General features: G+C 66.6%; 13 protein-coding genes. All 13 read right to left on the minus strand.

Annotated features, from left to right (window positions below; translation table 11 throughout):
- Positions 1 to 526: 526 nt before the first annotated feature.
- Entirely contained in the window at positions 527 to 823 is a 297-nt protein-coding gene (locus tag F7R02_RS09145) for a flagellar basal body rod protein FlgC (RefSeq protein ID WP_005929106.1), read from the minus strand.
- A gap of 92 nt (positions 824 to 915) precedes the next feature.
- Positions 916 to 2,553, minus strand: coding sequence for a DUF5597 domain-containing protein (locus F7R02_RS09150; RefSeq protein ID WP_078590649.1), 1,638 nt, complete (start codon positions 2,551 to 2,553; stop codon positions 916 to 918).
- On the minus strand, positions 2,553 to 4,892 hold the full coding sequence (locus F7R02_RS09155) for a S9 family peptidase (RefSeq protein WP_078590609.1): 2,340 nt from the start codon (positions 4,890 to 4,892) through the stop codon (positions 2,553 to 2,555). Before F7R02_RS09155 ends, F7R02_RS09150 begins: the two co-directional genes overlap by 1 nt.
- Positions 4,882 to 6,468 carry an APC family permease gene (locus F7R02_RS09160; RefSeq protein WP_078590611.1) on the minus strand — a complete coding sequence of 529 codons (1,587 nt, stop codon included), beginning with the start codon at positions 6,466 to 6,468 and terminating at the stop codon, positions 4,882 to 4,884. Before F7R02_RS09160 ends, F7R02_RS09155 begins: the two co-directional genes overlap by 11 nt.
- 62 nt (positions 6,469 to 6,530) lie before the next feature.
- Positions 6,531 to 8,408 carry a DUF885 domain-containing protein gene (locus tag F7R02_RS09165; RefSeq protein ID WP_139371047.1) on the minus strand — a complete coding sequence of 626 codons (1,878 nt, stop codon included), beginning with the start codon at positions 8,406 to 8,408 and terminating at the stop codon, positions 6,531 to 6,533.
- Positions 8,405 to 10,222, minus strand: coding sequence for a DUF885 domain-containing protein (locus F7R02_RS09170; protein ID WP_139371048.1), 1,818 nt, complete (start codon positions 10,220 to 10,222; stop codon positions 8,405 to 8,407). Before F7R02_RS09170 ends, F7R02_RS09165 begins: the two co-directional genes overlap by 4 nt.
- Before the next feature lie 117 nt (positions 10,223 to 10,339).
- Positions 10,340 to 11,539, minus strand: coding sequence for a M24 family metallopeptidase (locus tag F7R02_RS09175; protein ID WP_078590615.1), 1,200 nt, complete (start codon positions 11,537 to 11,539; stop codon positions 10,340 to 10,342).
- Positions 11,536 to 13,152: an aldehyde dehydrogenase family protein gene (locus F7R02_RS09180; RefSeq protein ID WP_033485242.1), complete on the minus strand. Its 1,617-nt coding sequence runs from the start codon at positions 13,150 to 13,152 to the stop codon at positions 11,536 to 11,538. The genes F7R02_RS09175 and F7R02_RS09180 overlap by 4 nt, the downstream gene beginning before the upstream one ends.
- A 210-nt stretch (positions 13,153 to 13,362) precedes the next feature.
- Entirely contained in the window at positions 13,363 to 14,271 is a 909-nt protein-coding gene (locus F7R02_RS09185; protein WP_078590617.1) for a dihydrodipicolinate synthase family protein, read from the minus strand.
- Complete coding sequence (locus tag F7R02_RS09190; RefSeq protein ID WP_029829147.1) at positions 14,268 to 15,581, minus strand: FAD-dependent oxidoreductase; 1,314 nt, start codon at positions 15,579 to 15,581, stop codon at positions 14,268 to 14,270. The genes F7R02_RS09185 and F7R02_RS09190 overlap by 4 nt, the downstream gene beginning before the upstream one ends.
- Entirely contained in the window at positions 15,574 to 15,819 is a 246-nt protein-coding gene (locus F7R02_RS09195; RefSeq protein ID WP_005914068.1) for a 2Fe-2S iron-sulfur cluster-binding protein, read from the minus strand. Before F7R02_RS09195 ends, F7R02_RS09190 begins: the two co-directional genes overlap by 8 nt.
- Positions 15,816 to 16,976, minus strand: coding sequence for an NAD(P)/FAD-dependent oxidoreductase (locus F7R02_RS09200; protein WP_172397272.1), 1,161 nt, complete (start codon positions 16,974 to 16,976; stop codon positions 15,816 to 15,818). Before F7R02_RS09200 ends, F7R02_RS09195 begins: the two co-directional genes overlap by 4 nt.
- A 116-nt stretch (positions 16,977 to 17,092) precedes the next feature.
- Complete coding sequence (locus F7R02_RS09205; protein ID WP_005914064.1) at positions 17,093 to 18,031, minus strand: proline racemase family protein; 939 nt, start codon at positions 18,029 to 18,031, stop codon at positions 17,093 to 17,095.
- Between the last annotated feature and the right edge of the window lie 136 nt (positions 18,032 to 18,167).

The raw sequence follows: 18,167 nt of genomic DNA on the forward strand, positions 1-18,167 counted from the left end.
GACGGCCGAGGGTAAAGCGATTACGGCACGACGCGCCAGGTCGAAGCCTGGTTAGTGAGTACGTGATGCCCTCTTCGGGTCTGCATTGTAAAAAACGCGACACTTCGAGTGCGCGGCGCCCTCGCCAGCTCGCGGGACGCGCCGTGAATCCATCCCTGGGGCTCGATGGCGGCATCCATGCCGCCATCGAGCCCGCAATCGGCGAGGACACCGCACCCAACCGTTGGATGGTGGTTTTGGTGAAAGCGAAGGAAAGGGCAAAGCCCTCTGCCGGTTGCTTTGCCGAACCATGCGCACCGACCATCTCGATTGGTCCTTGCCCGCCCACCCTCGCGGGTCCCTTGGCGGCATGGATGCCGCCAAGGGGCTTAGATGGACGTACTTGCAGCGTGTCCTGCGATGGTGGGCAGGCAAGGACCCTGCAGCAAACCCGCAGCGTGGACGGCGCGGTGCACCGATCGCTCGCCAGACACGCCTTGCACCCAATGCAACAGGTCGAAGACCGTCGTCGTGTAGGCCGAACCGCTCAGGTCGACACGTCCAACAAGCTCCCCAGCATCTCGTCGGAGCGCCGCAACACATTGGCATTTGCCTGGAACTCGTTGCGTGCCGATAGACCTTCGACCAGATCGGTGGCCGGCGCAGATGGATCGGGGCTGGCATTCACCACGCGGGCCGCCACGCCGCCGTTGGCCTGGGTAGCGGCCGCGACAGACTGACGCGGGCTACCGTCCACCGGCTGGCGGGCTACATTGCTGGCCGCCACCTGTTGGCGCAGCGCGGCGACCTGCATTCCGGAACTGGCGATGCTGCTGATGCTCATGATGGCTCCGGCGTGGCGGCGAGTGGATTCGAACAAGGCTCAACTCATTTCAGACAACAGGCCGAAGGCGGCAAGGACACGATCAGCAAGGCTCAGTAAGTACCCACCCGCACCCGCAACACCACAGGCACCTTGCCGTTTGCATCCACACGCCCGAAGTTGAGGCCGTAGTCGGTCTGGTCGCCGTTGAGCTGCTTTTCCATCTGCCAGCGCCCGTCGACATACCGCCCCTGCTCCACCCGCAACAGTTGTCCACGACGGGTATCGGCCGCCTCGCGGAAAAATTCAATGCGTGCAGCCATACCGGTCACCAGAAACTCCTCCGGCCCCAGTTGGGCCACGAGCAGCCGGCCGGCGTGGTCGTCGTTGCCGGGCAGAATGGGCGGCGCATCGCCCCACATGGGCGCACCAAACGACACCTTGGCCTCCCACTCGCCGAAGCGTAGCGTCCGCTGCGGCGCGCCGGGCTGCTCGGCCACCGCCTGCAGCCGGCCGTCAAAGGCGGCCTGCGCCAGAATCCGCTGCATCGGCGCGAGCAGCTTGAAGTTGGCGGCGTGCGCAGCGATCGCGTCGCGGTTGGCCTGGCTGTCCTGGTTGCCATCCATGCCGAACACCGAAAAGCCGATCCCGCCCTGCCCCAGCACATGGAACAGATACGGCGCAGTGGCAGCTTCGAAGCCGGTTTCCGAGACCCAGGCCGGGTTGTCGGGCCGCGCGTATTGGCCGATGACCTTGGTGTATTCGTTGTAGTCGCTGGTGTAGATGTCGGTACCAATGAAATCGATCGACGGCGTGGCCGCGCGCCACAGCGCGAATACGTTCACTGTCGCACCGCCGGACGGGTAGTCCATGCCCGGATAGCGCTTGCCCTTGTAGCGCAGCCAGGTGTTGACGTAGAGCGGCAGCCGATACGCACGCTTGCCGGCGGCAGCCACCTGTTCGATATACGCAGCGGTTGCATATGCGTTGAACGCTTCGGCAGCTTCGGCGCCGAACAGTTGCTGCCAGCTGCCCTGCGGTTTACCCAGTGCGCGTGCAATCTGGGCCGGCACCGGTTGCGCGAACGCCGCCTCCCCTGCGGGGCCGTGATCGCGCACGGTACCGATCGCGCCTGGCTCGTTTTCCACCTGCACCAGAATCACGGTATGGCGGTCGCCATCCACCTTGCGCAGGTGCTGCATCAACGCGGTGAACGCACGCGCATCGGCCTGCATGTTGGCGGCCACATGGGGCGACAACACATCCACCGGCTCACCGTTGGCATCGCGCATGCGCGGGTAGGTCGCCTCGTCGCGCTTGATCCATTCCGGCACGTAATGCATCTGGCCGTTCTTCCAGCTGCCGAACCAGAGCAAGGCCACGCGCAGGCCGCGCTTGCGGGCGCCGGCAATCAGCGCGTCCACATTGGTGGTGTCGAAGCGGCCCTGTTCCGGCTCGAACTGCTCCCAATACACGGGCGCTTCCACCGTGTTGGCATGCAGGGCCACCACGTCGTCCAATGCCTGGGGCAATACCGCCGGCCATGCGCTGGAGTTGTGCAACTGTGCGGCCAATATGGTGTACGGCGCACCATCGACAAACACCGCATGGCGGCCATCCTTGGTGACGAAGCGCGGCAGTTCTTCGGCGGCCGCAAGCAGCGGTGTGCTACCAGCCAGCAACGCCAGCGACCACAGCAGACCCGCCCCCCGGCTGCGCCGCTGTGCCTTGAATCGAGCAAACAAACGCATCATTGCGCCTCCGACGGCAGGGAATTCCAGTGCGGCGTGGGTTCGTTGCGCAGGTGGCGCACGAAGAAGTCGTACTGGCGACGTTGCACGTAATCGATCGGCCCGCTGGAGCGGCCAACCGAATGTTCGCCACCCGGCACATTGAGCAGGTCGAACTCCTTGCCGGCCCTGATCAGGGCATCGACGACCTGTGCGGTGGACGCCGGATCCACATTGCTGTCCTGCTCGCCGACGATCAGCAGCAGGTCGCCCTGCAGCTTGCGTGCATTGACCACGCCAGACGCCTCTGCATAGTGCGCATCCACCGGCCAGCCCATCCACTGCTCATTCCAGCTGATCTTGTCCATGCGGTTGTCGTAGCACCCGGCAAACGCAACGCCCACCTTGTAGAACTCCGGATGACGCTCGAGCGCCCCCAGCGTGCTCTGCCCACCCGCCGACGCACCATAGATGCCGACGCGACTGATGTCGTAAGACGGGTCTTTGGCGGCCAGCGCACGATGCCATGCAATGCGGTCGGCAAACCCGGAATCGCCCAGGTCTTTCCACGCGACATCATGAAACGCCTTGGAGCGGTTGGCGGTCCCCATGCCGTCGATCATCACCACGATGAAACCCAGATCGGCCTGCGCCTGCATGCCGATCTGCTTGTCGCCGCCGGAGTGATAACCGAACGGCCAGAACGTCTTGGGCACGAAGGAATCGTGCGGCCCGGCATAGATGTTTTCGATCACCGGATAGGTCTTGCGCGGGTCGTAGTCGCGCGGTCGCACCACCATGCCCCAGATGTCGCTGGTGCCATCGCGGCCCTTGGCCACGAAGGTCTCCGGCGCGCGCCAGCCGGCGGCCTGGAGCCTGTCGATCGTGCCACGCTCCACGGTATGCAGCAGTTGGCCATCGATGGCGCGCAGCTCCATCACCGGCGGCAGGTCTGGACGCGAATAGACGTCGACGTAATGCAGGCCATCGTCGGCAATCGCCACGTCGTGGTCGGCCTCGGCGTGGGTCAAGCGGGTCAACCGGCGGCCGTCGAAATCCACGCTGTAGAGTTGTCTATCGTATGGGTCCTTGCCTGCGTCCATCCCGCTGGCCGTGAACCAGATGCGGCGCTGCGCATCGTCCACGCGCAGCACATCGCGCACCACCCACGGCCCGCGGGTGAGCTGGCGTTTCACCTTGCCGCTGCGTCCATCGAACAGATACAGGTGCCGCCAGCCATCGCGCTCGGAAATCCACAGCACCTCATCGCCACGCCCATCCACGTCGTGGCGAAAGCTGCGGTCGGCATACACGAAGGTGCGCGCGTCTTCGCCGACTGCCACGCGCGCGCGCCCACTGATTGCATCCACCGCAATCACGCGCATGCGCTGGAAGCCGCGCTGCACATACTCGAACGCGACACTGCGCCCGTCGCTGCGCCACTGCAGCGGCGACAACGAATACGGGTTGTCGAACAACGCCGTGTCCACGTCGCGACGTGTGCCGTCCAGCGCAAACAGTACCGGGCGCTCCACATCCACCGCATCGCCCGGCTTGGGATACAACTGGGTGTGCACCACCGGTTGCCCACCGCCGGCAGGCGCGGCTTCGACGCGGGTGACACGGCGAGCCAGCCCCGGACGCACGCGATAGACCGCCAGCTGCCGCGAGTCCGGCGACCAGGCAACGCTCTCCGGATCGAAATAATCATCGGCACGGCCGTCGCTGCTGAGCCGGGTGACCTGCCCATCGGCGAGATGACGCAATACCAGGTTCCAGCCATCGGCCAGCACCTCCCACTTGGCATCCGGCGAACGACGCGGCGTGGTGTCGGCCGGCACCAGCGGGTCGCGCACCACGCCGAAGCCGCGTGGGCGTGAGGTCGGCTGCAGCCGTGCATCGGGCGCGCAGTGGTAGGTGGTCAGCGTGCAACGCCAGGGCGCATCGTCCAGTGCGAAGACAATGGCGCCATCGCTGCGTTCGCCCTCGGTCGAAAACGAAAACTGCTCGAACGGCAGACGCAGCGGCGCATACGGTTTCCCGGTTGCCGCACTCAGGCCCTGCGCCAGGCGCGCCTGATCGAAGGCCGGCTGCTTCTGCAAGGTGGCCACATCGGCACTGACAAACGCAAAGCCGCCCGGCACTGTCTTGCGGTAGTAGAACCTTCCGTCATCCTGCCACTGCGCCGGCCAGGCGACATTCTCTGTCAGCGTGATCCACTGCTCACGCAAACCCAGCGAGCGTTGGTAATCGGCAACGCTGGGCGCAGCCTGCACAGCACCCGACAACACCAATCCGTAGGCGACCAATGCAGACCACCGACGTAAACCAAATGCGCTGCGGCGCGCATCACTCACCATCGTCCTCCTCCAGCGCAAGCTCGTCGCTGCGCAAACCGCTGCGTGCGCCCCAGTGATAAATGCACAACGCGATGACCGCCACGCCCAACGTATCGAAGGGGTGCGCAATCCAGCCATGTCCGCCGAACGTCCCCGCCCACGACACCAGCATCACCAGCACGAAGAACACGATCAGCCACAACGACGCGCGCACCTGCCGCACCAGGCGCGCGCGGCCCTGGCGCGAAGGCAGGCGCAATAGCACGTACAGCACGAACGCCAGCACCTGCAAGCCGAGCAACCACGACAAGGTCGGCCAGGTGGACCAGTACACGATCAACGCCGCCACCATGAACGACAGCGGCCCCAATATCGGCAGGCCACGCACGAAAAATGGGCGCGGCAAGTCTGGCGCGCTGCGGCGCAGAGCCGCCACCGTGATCGGCGCCACCGCATAGCTCAGCACCAAGGCGGCCGACACCACGCCGATCAGCGTTTCCCAGGAGGGAAACGGCAGCGTCCAGAAGATCGACAAGCCCAGGCTCAACCACAGTGCCGGACGCGGGATGCCCGACGCCGGATCCACCCGCGTCAGCACCGGCAAGAACCCGCCACTGCGTGCCCAGCCATACACCACGCGCGGCGTGGCATTCATGTAGATGTTGCCGGTGCCGCTGGGCGACACCATCGCATCGCAGATCACCAGCGCGGCCAGCCACGCCATGCCCAACGCCAGGGCGATGTCGTGGTACGGCAGCGAGAAGGCCTTGTCGATGCCCGCCCAGCCTTGCGCGAGTTGCGCGGCCGGGATGCTGCCCAGGAACGCCAGCTGCAGCAGCACGTAAATCACCGTGGACAGCGCCACCGACAGGATCAGCGCAATCGGAATATTGCGCTGCGGGTCGCGCACCTCACTGGCCACCGACACGATCGGGGTCAACCCCAGATACGCGAAGATGATGCCGCCGGCCGAGATCGCCGCTTCCACGCCCGCCATGCCCGATGGCGCGAACCCATGCACGCTCAGATTGCCGGCATCGAAGTGCTGCATCAGCAGCACGATCACCAGGATCGGCACCAGGAACTTGAAGATGCTGACGATGTTATTGGCCAGCGCAAAGGTCTTGACGCTGAAGTAGTTGAGTACGAAGAACAGCACCAGCAAGGCCAGCTGCACCAGCCAACCCACGACGCTGGGATGGGTGCTGTTTGGCTGGCTCAACCACGAGAACCACGCCGCTGCGTATTGCCGCGCCGCTTCCACTTCGATCGCGATCAGGCTGGAGAACGCGATCAAGGTGATGAAGCCGGTCAGCGAACCGAGCAAGGCGCCATGCGAATACTCCGGGTAGCGCACCACCCCACCGGCGCGCGGCAATGCCGCACCAAGTTCGCAATACACCAGCCCAAGCAGCAGCACCGCGATGCCGCCGAGGATCCATGACACGATGCCGGCCGGCCCCGCGATCGATGAGACGTGGCTGGCCGAAAACAACCACCCGGAACCGAAGATCGAACCCAGCCCGATAAAGGTCAGGTCGGTCAGGCTGAGGCGCTTGTGGAACTTGCCTTGCGTGGTCGCAGCGTGTGTGGTCATACGTCGCCCCGAAATGTGGAAAGCGCGGTACTGCTCTTAAAGCCATCACGTGCGCGCACGTGTCAGTCGCTGGCGGAGGCCTTCGCCTCTGCCGATGCCTCTGCCTGGTCATCCTGTGGGTACGGCGACACGCCGCCATCGGCGATGAAGCGGTCGATGCGCGCTTCCAGCACCGGCAAAGGCACCGAGCCGGTCTGCAGCACCGCATCGTGGAAGTTGCGCAGGTCGAACTTTTCGCCCAGCGCGGCTTCTGCCTTGCGGCGTAGCTCCAGTATTTTCAGCTCGCCCAGGTAGTACGACAGCGCCTGCCCCGGCCAGGCGATATAGCGGTCTACCTCGGTGGTGACTTCGTGCTCGCTGAGCGCAGTATTGTCGCGCAGGTAGGCCTGCGCCTGCTCGCGCGTCCAGCCCTTGTGGTGGATGCCGGTATCGATCACCAGGCGGCAGGCGCGCCACATCTGGTAGGTCAGGTAGCCGAAACGGTCATAGGGCGTGTCGTACAGGCCCATCTCCTGACCCAGATACTCCGAATACAGCGCCCAACCTTCACCGTAGGCGGAGATGAAGCCGTAACGGCGGAACTCCGGCAAGCCTTGCGCCTCTGCCGCGAGCGGCATCTGCAGTGCGTGACCGGGCGAGGATTCGTGCAAGGTCAGCGCGGTCAGGTTGTACAGCGGCCGCGACGGCAGGTTGTAGGTGTTGACCAGATAGATGCCCGGCCCACCGCGACCGCCGGTGTAGAACGGCGCCAGCTCCGGTGGCACCGGTTCGATGGCGAAGCGACGGCGCGGCAGCCGGCCGATGTAATCGCCCACCTTGGCGTCCACGCGCTTGGCGATCCACGCCGCCTGCTTGAGCAACTCTTCCGGCGTCTTGGCATAGAACTGCGGATCGGTACGCAGGAAGTGCAGAAACGCCGGGAACACGGCCTGCCCGGCCGGCGGCTTGAAGCCGCTGGCCACGATGGTCTGGTCCATCTGCGTGCGCAGCTTGGCCACCTCCTGCAGGCCGATCTGATGGATCTGATCGGGGCTCAAGTCCAGCGTGGTGAACTCGCGAATCTGCGCACGGTAATACGCCTGCCCGTCCGGCAACGCTTCGCCGGCCAGCGTGGTGCGTGCGCGCGGCTGGTACTCGTTGCGGATGAAATCCAGCAGCTTGGCGTATGCCGGCACCACCTGTGTATCGATGGCCTTGACTGCCTGCTGGCGCAGTTGCGCCTGCACATCGGCCGGCAGCGTCGCCGGCATCCGCTTGAACGGCGCGTAGAACGGGTTGGCATCGCCTTTGGCCTGCGCCACATCGGCGATGGATTGGTCGCGCCCGGTCATCGTGACCCGCGGCTGGGTGAAACCGCGTGCCAGCCCGGCGCGCATATTGTCGGCGTGCTCGGCGAAATAGCGCGGGATGTCGGCCAGCATCTTGAGATAACGCTGGTAATCCTCGCGCGTGCGCAGCGTGGCCTCGGCGCTGAAGCCCAGATCGCTCCAGAACGCCGAGTCGCTGTTGAACGGCATCTCCCAGGCGCGAAAATGCTGCTGGTCCAGCAACACCTGCAACTGTTGCCGGTACACCTGGTAGCTCACCTGATCTTCGGCCGACAACTGCGCCTGCGGGATGGCATCCAGTTCCTTCAACACCTGTTGCCAATACGCCGTGCGCTGGTTTTGTGTGGCGACATCGACCTTGGGCAGATGGTCGGCCTGTTGCTCCTGCGTGGCCTGGTTGTCTTCATCCACCGCGCCCGACGCCTGCGCCTGGCGCCAGCGCCACTCGCGCGTGTACAAGGCCTTGAAGCGTGCCGCTGCGGTGTTCTGCGTGGCCGCAGCCGCGGCCTCGGCCTCGGCCTCGGCCGCGTGCACGGGCAAGGCCAGGCCGCCCAGGCTGGCGGCAATCAACAGAGTCAATGTGCTCGCGCGTAACGCGCTGGTGGTGCTCATGGCTGTGCCTCCGGCGCCGCCTTGGCCTGCGTAATCCACTGCCGCACACGTTGCTGCAACAGTGCCAGCGGCATCGCGCCGCCGCCCAGCACCGCATCGTGAAAGGCGCGCACGTCGAAGCGCTCACCGAGTTCTTTCTCGGCTTCCGCACGCAACGCCAGGATCTGCAGCTGGCCGAGCTTGTACCCCAGCGCCTGGCCCGGCCACACGATGTAGCGATCGGTTTCGGACTGGATGCTGGGCTCGTCGTCGGATGGATGTGCGTGGAAGAAATCCACCATCTGCTGGCGATTCCAGTGCTTGTAGTGCACGCCGGTGTCGAGCACCAACCGGTTGGCGCGCAGCAATTCGCCGGACAGGCGCCCATAGTCGTTATACGGATCCTTGAAGAAACCGATCTCCTTGCCCAGGCGCTCGGCATACAGCGCCCAACCTTCGATGTAGGCGTTGTAGCCGGCCTGCTGGCGGAACGGCGGCAACGGCAATGTCTGCGCAAGCGAAATCTGCAGGTGATGCCCGGGCACGCCTTCGTGATAGGCGGTGGTTTCGATATTGATCAACGTGCGGCTGGCGAAGTCGCTGGTGTTGACCTTCACGATCGCCGGCTTGGTGCCTTCCGGATTGCTCTGCCAGTATTCGGCGCCCGGTGCGGTACGTCGGAACGCCGGCATCGCCTGCACTTCCAGCGGGGTCTTGGGCAGATGGCCGAACAACTTCGGCAGCTCCGGTTCCATCGCTGCGATGTATTGGCGGTACTGCTGCAGGATCTGCTCGCCCGAGGTGGCGAAGTGCCGCTTGTCGGTCTCCACGGCCTTGCGGAAGCTCGCCAGATCGGCAAAACCCTGCGCCTTGGCGATCTGCGTCATCTCGCCTTCGATGCGCGCCACCTCCTTCAGGCCGATCTGGTGGATTTCTTCCGGCGCCATGTCGGTGGTGGTCTGGGTATGGATGGCATAGCGATAACGGCGCTCGCCATCGGGCAGCGACCAGACGCCTTCCTGCGCGCGGCCCTGCGCGGCGTATTCGTCGCGGACGAACGCGGCTAGCTTTCCGTAAGCCGGGCGTACCTGTTGGTCGATCGCTGCGAGCAGCTGTTTGCGCAGCACATCGCGTTGGTCGGCCGGCACGGTGGCGTCGAGCTTTTTCAATGGCGAGGCGAACGGGCTCTGCTCGCCGGTCAAGGCCGCAATCTTGTCGATCTGCTCGGGTAAGCGCTCCAGCAGATAACGCGGCTGAGTGAGGCCGTCGTTCGCGCCCTGACGCGACACCGCGATCACCTGGTCGATCACCGTCGGAATCGTCTGTAGCCGCTTGATGTAGTCCTGGTAATCCTTGGCGTTTTCGAACGGAAAGGCATCGCCGTACCCGGCCAACGCCAACTGTATGCCGCCGATCGGTTCCAGCGGCATTGCATAGGTCTTTAGGTCGATGCCTTCCAGTTTGTCGCGTAACTGGCCCAGCATCATCTGCAGGCTGAGCTGGCGTTGCTCGTCCAGCGTCTTGGCATCCACCGCTTCGAACTGCTTGAGCAGGTCGGCCGTTGCGGCGCGCTCTGCTTGCACGGCCGCCAGCGAGTAATCGCTCCAGCGGTCGTTGTAGCGCTTGTCGCCGATGATGCTGGCGAACTCCGGGTTGTGCTGCAGCTGGTACTGCCACTGCTTGTCCAGCAGCGCATCGAAGGCCTTGGCAGCCTGCTCGCCGGTTGAGCCGGAGCCAGGCGACGCCGCCGGCTCCGCTGCGGGCGGCGCCGGCTTGCAGGCGGTGAACAAGGCGGCGGCGAGTAGACCGATGGCGACGGGACGCAGGTGTTTCATGCATTCACTCCAAGATGCAAGGACAGCGGTAGGAGCGCGCCTGAGCGCGAATGGCTTCACTCGGGAATGCCCGTCGCGCCCGGGTGCGCTCCTACGCGCGCGTGAGCCTTCGCAGACTCACGCAAACGGTTGATCGATCGCCACCGACGGCGGCGTGAACCACTGCGCACCATCGTCGGTCACGTAGAAATGGTCTTCCAGGCGCACGCCGAACTGCTCCGGCACCACGATCATCGGCTCGTTGCTGGCACACATGCCCGGCTGCAACGCCAGCGCATTGCCGCGCACCAGGTAAGGCGCCTCGTGAATCGCCAGGCCGCAACCGTGACCGGTGCGATGCGGCAACCCGGGCAGCCGATAGTCGGGCCCGAGCCCGGCTGCTTCCAGCACCTTGCGCGCAGCCTGATCCACCGCCTCGCATGCCACGCCAGGGCGGATCGCTGCGAATGCCGCCGCCTGCGCGGCCTGCTCCAGGTCCCAGATGCGCTGCTGCGCGTCGTTGGCCGCACCATAGATCCAGGTGCGGGTGATGTCGGAGTGGTAGCCCTGCACGGTGCAGCCGGTGTCGATCAACACCAGTTCGCCTTCGCGCAGGTGCTGCACACCCGGGATGCCATGCGGAAACGCAGTGGCGTGACCGTACTGCACGATACAGAAGGTCGATCCGTTGTCGGCGCCCAGCGCGCGATGCGCCTCATCGATGAAGCGCACCAGTTCATCGGTCCCGATCCCGTCGTGCGCGATACCGGCCGCCAGCCGCTGTACCAGCAAGGTCATATCGCAAGCCTGCTGCATCAATGCCAGCTCGGCTGGCGACTTGCACATGCGGCAGCCATCGATGATCGCGCCGGCATCACGAATCGCCTTGCCCAGATGCGCACGCAGACCGGTGTGCACGGCGAACGCGATGCCGGGGTCCAGCGCCAGGGCGTGCGCATGGCGCTCATCCATGGCCTGTACCACCAGTGCGTACGGGTCGTCGTGCTCTTCCCACAGGTATTTGGTCGCCGGGATCTTCAGCACCGCATCCAGCGAGCCTTCCTCGAACCCGGGGCAGATCAACACCGGATCGCCATCCAGCGTCAGCAGCAGTGCCACCAGACGCTCGCTCGCCCCCCACGGCACGCCGGTGAAATAGCGCAGCGACGTGCCGGCGCCGATCAACAGCGCATCCACGCCATGCCCGCGCATGAGGCTGCGTGCACGCTCGATGCGGTGCTCGTATTCGTCCGCGGCGATTGCCGCGGCGCGTTGTGTCCACGGCGCGAGTTGCGCACGCGCTTGCTCCAGCGACAGCCCGCCGATCTGGCGATTCATGCGCCGGCTCCAAGATCGGCCGTACTCCATTGCCCGTCGACCAGACGTGCCACGCCGCCCGGATTGCGCTGGCGCAGTTCGGCGGGCAGCAGTGCATCGGGCACCGCGTCGTAACTGTGCAAGGCGGCAAAACGGCGGATGGCGCCGGGCATGCCCACCGCCGTGAAGCCCGGATGCCCGGTGCTCGGGAACGGGCCACCGTGGTTTTGCGCAGCGCTCACGGCCACGCCGGTTGGCATCTTGCTGTTGATCAACCGCCCTACCCGCGCACGCAGCACCGGGGCGATGGTCTGCCACGCGGCATCGTCGCGGCCGTCGGCCGCGCGGTACAACGTGCCGGTCAGATTGCCTTCGAACGCAGCAGCCACCTGTGCCATCTGCGCCACATCGGCTGCGCGCACCAGCAGGCTCACAGGGCCGAAGGCTTCGGCCTGCAGGGCGTGCGGATTGGCGAGGAAGGCTTGCGCATCCACGCTCAACAAGGTCGGCGCATAGCGGTAGCCATCCTCGCCGGTGTGCCCGCCGGCCAGCATGCCGGCGCCGGCGGCACGCAGGCTCGCCACGCCGCGTTGCACGCCTTCTACACCAGAGGCGGAGAACAGCACCATCGGCATGGCCGCTTCGAAATGCGCCTTGCTGGCCGCAACGAACGCATCGCCAGCCGCGCCATGCGGCACCACCACCACACCGGGATTGGTGCAGAACTGCCCGCTACCCAGCGTGCAGGAGGCGAAGAATTCCTGCGCAAGCGCATCGCCGCGTTCGGCCAGCGCGCCCGGCAACAGGAAGACCGGGTTGACGCTGGAAAGCTCGGCATAAAACGGCACGCCCGCCGCGTCTGCGGCGGCCTTCAGTGCCAGCCCACCGGCACGGCTGCCAGTGAATCCGATCGCGCCCAGCCGCGCATCGCCCGCCAATCGCAGGCCGATGGCATTGTCGAAGTGATACAGCAGTTGCACCGCCGCCGCAGGTAGACCGGCCGCGACCAAGGCCTGATGCGCGAGCTGCGCCATGCGCTGGCTGGTGGCCGGATGCAACGGATGCGCCTTGGCGATGACCGGGTTGCGCGCGGCAATCGCCGAGGCGAAATCGCTGCCGGCAATTGCATTGAACGCGAACGGAAAGTTGTTCGGGCCGAATACCAGCACCGGTTTGCCCAGCGGCGCCAGGTGCGAACGCAGATCTGCCGCGCTGTCGATGATGGGCTGGGTCCAGCTGTAGCTGCGCACGGCCCGTGCGGCCTGCCGCAGTTGGCCGCTGGTGCGCGGCAGTTCGTTACCGCGCAAGCGTGTGGGCGCCGGTAACGCCGTCTCGGCATGCGCCAGCGCGACCAGGGTATCGGCATCGGCATCCAGCGCATCGGCATAGGCTTCCAGAAAGGCCGCGATCCGCTCGACCGGTGCGGCCGCCAACTCCGCCGCCACTGCCTGCGCCGCAACCACGGCCGCTTCCACATCGTCCGCGCCACTGACCGGAAAGTAGGGCCCGATCGGTTCGCCGGCGGCCGGGTCGGCAGCACGGAAGCTGCCGGTGGCGGCGCGGCTGGCTTGCCATCGGCCTGCCAGCAGGATCTCGGCTGCTGCCGCGGGAATGGAGTGGTTCGTATCGTTCATTGCGGCACCTTCGGTGACAGGGAGGCAGGTCCGGCGCTCGGTGCGCTGGCGGCCGACCAGAAAGACGATGAGGATGCGGCACTGGATGCCACATCCGCATCGGCCGACGCATCGCCCCGCGCGCAGGCAAGGCGCGTGGCACGAACCCGCACGACTCGCACCCTGCGCTCACCCGCAGGCGCAACAGACGATGGCAGCATCATGGCGCCATCAAGACAACTTGGGCGCGGTGGCGATGGCATGGTCGATGACCGTCAACGCGGCATCGCGCTCGGCACCGGCCACCACCAGGCGCGGCGCACGCACCTGCTCGCTGCCCATGCCGACCTTGGCCTGCACCAGTTTGATCAGCTGCACGAAGGTGGGCACCGTATCCAGGCGCAGCAGCGGCAGGAACCAGTGGTAAAGCTCTCTGGCCGCCGGGTAACCGCCATCGCGGGCGAGTTCGAACAGGCGCACCGATTCCTTCGGATACGCATTGACCAGGCCGGCGATCCAACCCTTGGCGCCCATGCTCAGGCCCTCGACGATGGCATCGTCCATGCCCACCAGCAGCGCCAGGCGATCGCCCAGCAATTCCTGCAGTGCGGCGAAGCGGCGCACGTCGCCGGACGATTCCTTCACTGCCTGCAGGTTCGGGAATTCGGCGGCCAGCTCGGCGATCTGCGCCGGGCCGAAATCGGTCTTGTAGGCGACCGGATTGTTGTACAGGATCACCGGCAGATCGGTTGCGCCGATCACCGCGCGCACATGCGCGCCCATTTCGCGCCAGTCGGTGGAGTACACGTACGGCGGCAGCACCATCAAGCCGCCGCAGCCGATGTCCTTGGCCGCCTTGGCCAGCGCGACCGCTTCGCCGGTGGCCAGGCTCGCGATGCCCGGCACCACCGGCACGCGACCGTTCAAGGCGGTGACCAGCGTGCGCAGGATCGCCAGCTTGTCTTCCACGCTCAAGGTCGCAGCTTCGCCCAACGAGCCCAGCGGCACGATCGCGGTGCAACCGGCATCCACCAGTTGATTGGCGTGCTTGCCGAGGAAGTCGTGGTCGATGTCGCCGTTAGCGGTGAACGGAGTGGTGATGGCCGGCAGCACGCCGTGCCAGAACGCAGCATTGCTCATGGGTGTTTCCCTTGCGAGTCGGAAGTGAACGAGTCGGCCAGCGCCGCGAGGCGGACCGGGAACAACGGCGGCCGGCGGCCGGCGTCGGTGGAAAGATCGGGCGGGCAACGCCCCAGTTCGGCCAGCGCCGCACCGCAGATGCGGCCCTGGCAGGCGCCCATGCCGCAGCGCGAGACGAGCTTGGCGTCGCGTGCATCGTTGAAGCTGTCCAGGGCGGCCAGCGGTACGTCTTCGCAGCGGCAGATCAACGTGTCCGCCTGCGCCAGCGTGCGGATGCGCGGATCAAGCGCGAATTGCTGCTGCAGCAGATCGGCAAACGCACGCGCGGCGTGACGCCGTGGCTGCAGGCGCAGCGCCGCCTCCGGTGCATCGGCCGCCATATGTCCGGCCATCGCACCTTCAATCAATGCGCAGTCGCGCCCGCCGATGCCGCAGACTTCGCCGGCGGCAAAGATCTGGGTGACGCTGGTACGCAACAGCGCATCCACCTGCACCTGCTGGTGCGCGCCGTACGCTTGCAGCTGGCAACCCAGCAATTGCGCAAGCTCGGTATTGGGCACCAAGCCATAGCCCACCGCCAGTTGATCGCAGGCAAGACGCGTGCGGCCGCTGGGCCCGGCGAGTTCCACTTCGCGCAACTGCGTGTCGCCGTGCGCGGCAATCACCATGCTGCCGGCGCGATATGCCACTGCACGCAGCTGCAGGCGCAGCGCCACCGCCTGCGCGGCCTTGCCCGGCCAGCGCCACAACTGCAGTGCGAACTGGCGCAAGGCGGCCGGCGAGGTCTGTTCGTGAATGCCGAGCACGTGCGCGCCATGCCGTTGCAACGTGGCCGCACTGGCCAGCAACAACGGGCCACTGCCGGCCACCAGCACGCGCTTGCCCGCCAGCGGCCAGCCCTGCTTGGCCAGCGCCTGCGCCGCACCGGCACCGGTGACGCCGGGCAGGGTCCATCCCGGAAATGGCAGCAGCAATTCGCGCGCACCGGTGGCCAGCACCAACGCGGCGTAATGCAGCTGCAATGTGCCGGTGGGGCCATCGGCCAGGAGCCAGCCCGGTTGCGCCAGCAAAATCTGCGTGCGCGTCAGCACGGTGATCGATGCATTGCCCGCCACCTGCTGCAGCAATGCGCGCGCATCGGCCGGCGCGCCGGAGTGCACATCGCTGCGCCACACCTGACCGCCGGTACGTGGCTGCATGTCGACCACGCCCACGCGCACGCCTTGGCTGGCCGCCGCCCGCGCCGCCGCCAGCCCGGCCGGGCCGGCGCCGATCACCAATACATCGAAATGCAGCACGCGCTCAGCCATCGGTGCGTACCTGCATGCCATCGCATGCGTCCACCAGGCACGCGCGTTGCTGTCCCACGCCATCGATGCGCACGCGGCATTCGAAACACACCCCCATGCCGCACAGGGGGGCGCGCGCTTGCCCACTGCTCGATTGCCGAAACTGCAACGTCGCCTGCGCCACTGCCGCCGCCACGCTGGCACCGGCCGGCACCTCGACCATGCGCCCATCCACGTGCAGACGCACCGTCGCGCTCATGCGGGCGCTCCTTGCGCGGCACGCGCCGGTGCGTAGGGCGCCGGGTCGATGGCCGGGGTGCGCCCGAGCAGGCTGTCCACGATCACCCGTGCGCTCCCCAGCGCCGTGGTGACCCCAAGCCCCTCGTGACCGGCGGCCACCCACACATCGCGCCGGCCGGGCACCTTCCCCAAATACGGGCGCCCGTCCGGCGTGGCCGGTCGCAAACCGGTCCACACGCGGATCGCTTGCAGTTCGCGCAGCACTGGCAGGTACGCGAAGGCGCGCTGCAGCATCTGCTGCAGCACCGGCATCGACAAGGCGCGGTCGTGCTCGCCGAACTGGCGCGAGGAGCCGATCAGAATCTGCCCGGTGGGCCGCGGCTGCACATTGAAGGCCACGCTGGTGTCGTCGGCTCCATGCGCCGAATCCGCATAGCCCAGTTCCAGCAGCTGATGCCGGATCAGCCCCGGGTGCCGGTCGGTAATCACCAAATGGCCCTTGCGCGGGCGCAATGCCAGCTCGGGCAGCAACTGCGGCAAGGCCACACCGCTGGCCACCAGCACCGGCCCGGCGAGCGTCTGCCCATCGTCCAAACGCACCGCATGCTCCTGCAGCTGCACCACGCGGCGGCCGGCGAACAAGCGCGCACCGGACGTGCATGCCGCGCCCACCAAATGCCGCGCGACCCGCGGCGGATACACCACGGCTTCATCGGGCACGCGCATGCCGCCAGCCAGCCCGGGCACCAGCTGTGGTTCTAGCGCGTACAGCTGCGCGGCATCGATCGCTTCGGCATGCAGGCCGGCCGTTGCCAGGCGTGCGATCTTGGCTGGCACCTCCGCCAGTTCGCGCGCATCGCGGGCCACCCACAGCGTGCCGCAGCGGCTGAATTCGGCTTCGCTAAGCGTGGCGAAGCGCTCCCACAGCCGCAGCGAATACGCCGACAACGCCAGCTCGGCCGGGTCGTCGTCCATCGCCACCAAATGCCCCATCGCCGCTGCGGTGGAGCCGCCGCCGATCGGTCCCGGCTCGACGATCGCCACACGAAGGCCCTCGCCCGCCGCCGCTTCCGCGCACGCGGCGCCCACAATGCCGGCGCCGATCACGATCAGGTCGTAACTGCGTCGCGTGCCTGCGGCAGACGCGGCGGACCCGGATTCGGTCACCGCATCCAATCCAGGCGCCGATACCGACGCAGGCGTTGCAGCGGCAGTCCCTGTCATCGCAGCAGACACTGCTGCGCCAGACGGCGTGACCGACGCAAGCACCGGCACGGGCCGCTGGGGTTCCATCAGGCCACGATGCCCCAGGCGAACGGGTCCGCCGGGTCGATCACCAGTTGCGCGCGCGCGGTGATGTACGCCCGCCCACTGATGCGCGGTGCGATGCCGCGCCCGCTCAGCCGATAATTGCCTTCGAAGGCGCTGCCCAGAATGCCTTGCTGCACCCAGCGCTCGCCTTCGGCCAACTTGCCGTCCGCCGCCAGGCAGGCCAGCTTGGCGCTGGTGCCGGTGCCGCACGGCGAGCGGTCATAGGCCAGCCCCGGGCACAGCACGAAATTGCGCGCCACGCCGCTACCGTCGGGCGCAGCGCCGTTGACTTCGATATGGTCGATCTCGCCACCGGCCTCGCCAGTGATCCCGGCCGCTTCCAGGGCCAGCCGAATCGCCTCGGTATACGCGGTCAGCTCGCGCTGGTGCGCCAGGTCCAGCGCGCACGGCGCATGCTCGGTGATGAAAAACCAGTTGCCGCCCCAGGCCACGTCGCCGCACACCCGGCCATGCCCCGGCACCTCCACCTCGACCCCGCTGGCAAAACGATAGCTCTCGACATTGTCTACCGACACCGTGCCGTCGTCGGCCAGCTCCACGCCCACCGTGCCGACCGGTGTCTCGATCCGGTGCTGGCCCGGCGCGATGCGCCCCAGTTCGGCCAGCGTGCGCACCACGCCAATCGTGCCGTGCCCGCACATGCCCAGGTAGCCGACGTTATTGAAGAAGATCACCCCGGTGCAGGCGCTCGGGTCGCGCGGCGGCAGCAACAAGGCGCCCACCATGGTGTCCGACCCACGCGGCTCGCAGGCGATGGCGCTGCGCCAGTGGTCGAACTCGCTGCGAAAGCGTTCGCGGCACTGCGCCAGATCGCCATCGCCCAGATCTGGAAAACCGGAAAGGACAACGCGGGTAGGCTCGCCTGCCGTGTGGGAGTCGATGACGTCGATGGTGTGCATGGCTCATGCTCCCACTGCCGACCTGCGGACGACTAGCGTTCAATGCCAAGTGAAAATGCGGAAATCCGCACAATCACCCACCCGAATCACAACCGCGCGTTTGCGCTAGGATCATTGCTGGGCTGCACCGTCGTGC

The sequence above is a fragment of the Xanthomonas cissicola genome (genome assembly GCF_008801575.1).
In the GTDB taxonomy this organism is placed as follows: Bacteria; Pseudomonadota; Gammaproteobacteria; order Xanthomonadales; family Xanthomonadaceae; genus Xanthomonas; species Xanthomonas cissicola.

What these genes read in the sequence shown, in the direction of transcription:
- F7R02_RS09145 (WP_005929106.1), bottom strand. Translation starts at nt 823, where the DNA reads ATGAGCATCAGCAGCATCGCCAGTTCCGGAATGCAGGTCGCCGCGCTG.
- F7R02_RS09150 (WP_078590649.1), bottom strand. Translation starts at nt 2,553, where the DNA reads ATGCGTTTGTTTGCTCGATTCAAGGCACAGCGGCGCAGCCGGGGGGCG.
- F7R02_RS09155 (WP_078590609.1), bottom strand. Translation starts at nt 4,892, where the DNA reads ATGGTGAGTGATGCGCGCCGCAGCGCATTTGGTTTACGTCGGTGGTCT.
- F7R02_RS09160 (WP_078590611.1), bottom strand. Translation starts at nt 6,468, where the DNA reads ATGACCACACACGCTGCGACCACGCAAGGCAAGTTCCACAAGCGCCTC.
- F7R02_RS09165 (WP_139371047.1), bottom strand. Translation starts at nt 8,408, where the DNA reads ATGAGCACCACCAGCGCGTTACGCGCGAGCACATTGACTCTGTTGATT.
- F7R02_RS09170 (WP_139371048.1), bottom strand. Translation starts at nt 10,222, where the DNA reads ATGAAACACCTGCGTCCCGTCGCCATCGGTCTACTCGCCGCCGCCTTG.
- F7R02_RS09175 (WP_078590615.1), bottom strand. Translation starts at nt 11,539, where the DNA reads ATGAATCGCCAGATCGGCGGGCTGTCGCTGGAGCAAGCGCGTGCGCAA.
- F7R02_RS09180 (WP_033485242.1), bottom strand. Translation starts at nt 13,152, where the DNA reads ATGAACGATACGAACCACTCCATTCCCGCGGCAGCAGCCGAGATCCTG.
- F7R02_RS09185 (WP_078590617.1), bottom strand. Translation starts at nt 14,271, where the DNA reads ATGAGCAATGCTGCGTTCTGGCACGGCGTGCTGCCGGCCATCACCACT.
- F7R02_RS09190 (WP_029829147.1), bottom strand. Translation starts at nt 15,581, where the DNA reads ATGGCTGAGCGCGTGCTGCATTTCGATGTATTGGTGATCGGCGCCGGC.
- F7R02_RS09195 (WP_005914068.1), bottom strand. Translation starts at nt 15,819, where the DNA reads ATGAGCGCGACGGTGCGTCTGCACGTGGATGGGCGCATGGTCGAGGTG.
- F7R02_RS09205 (WP_005914064.1), bottom strand. Translation starts at nt 18,031, where the DNA reads ATGCACACCATCGACGTCATCGACTCCCACACGGCAGGCGAGCCTACC.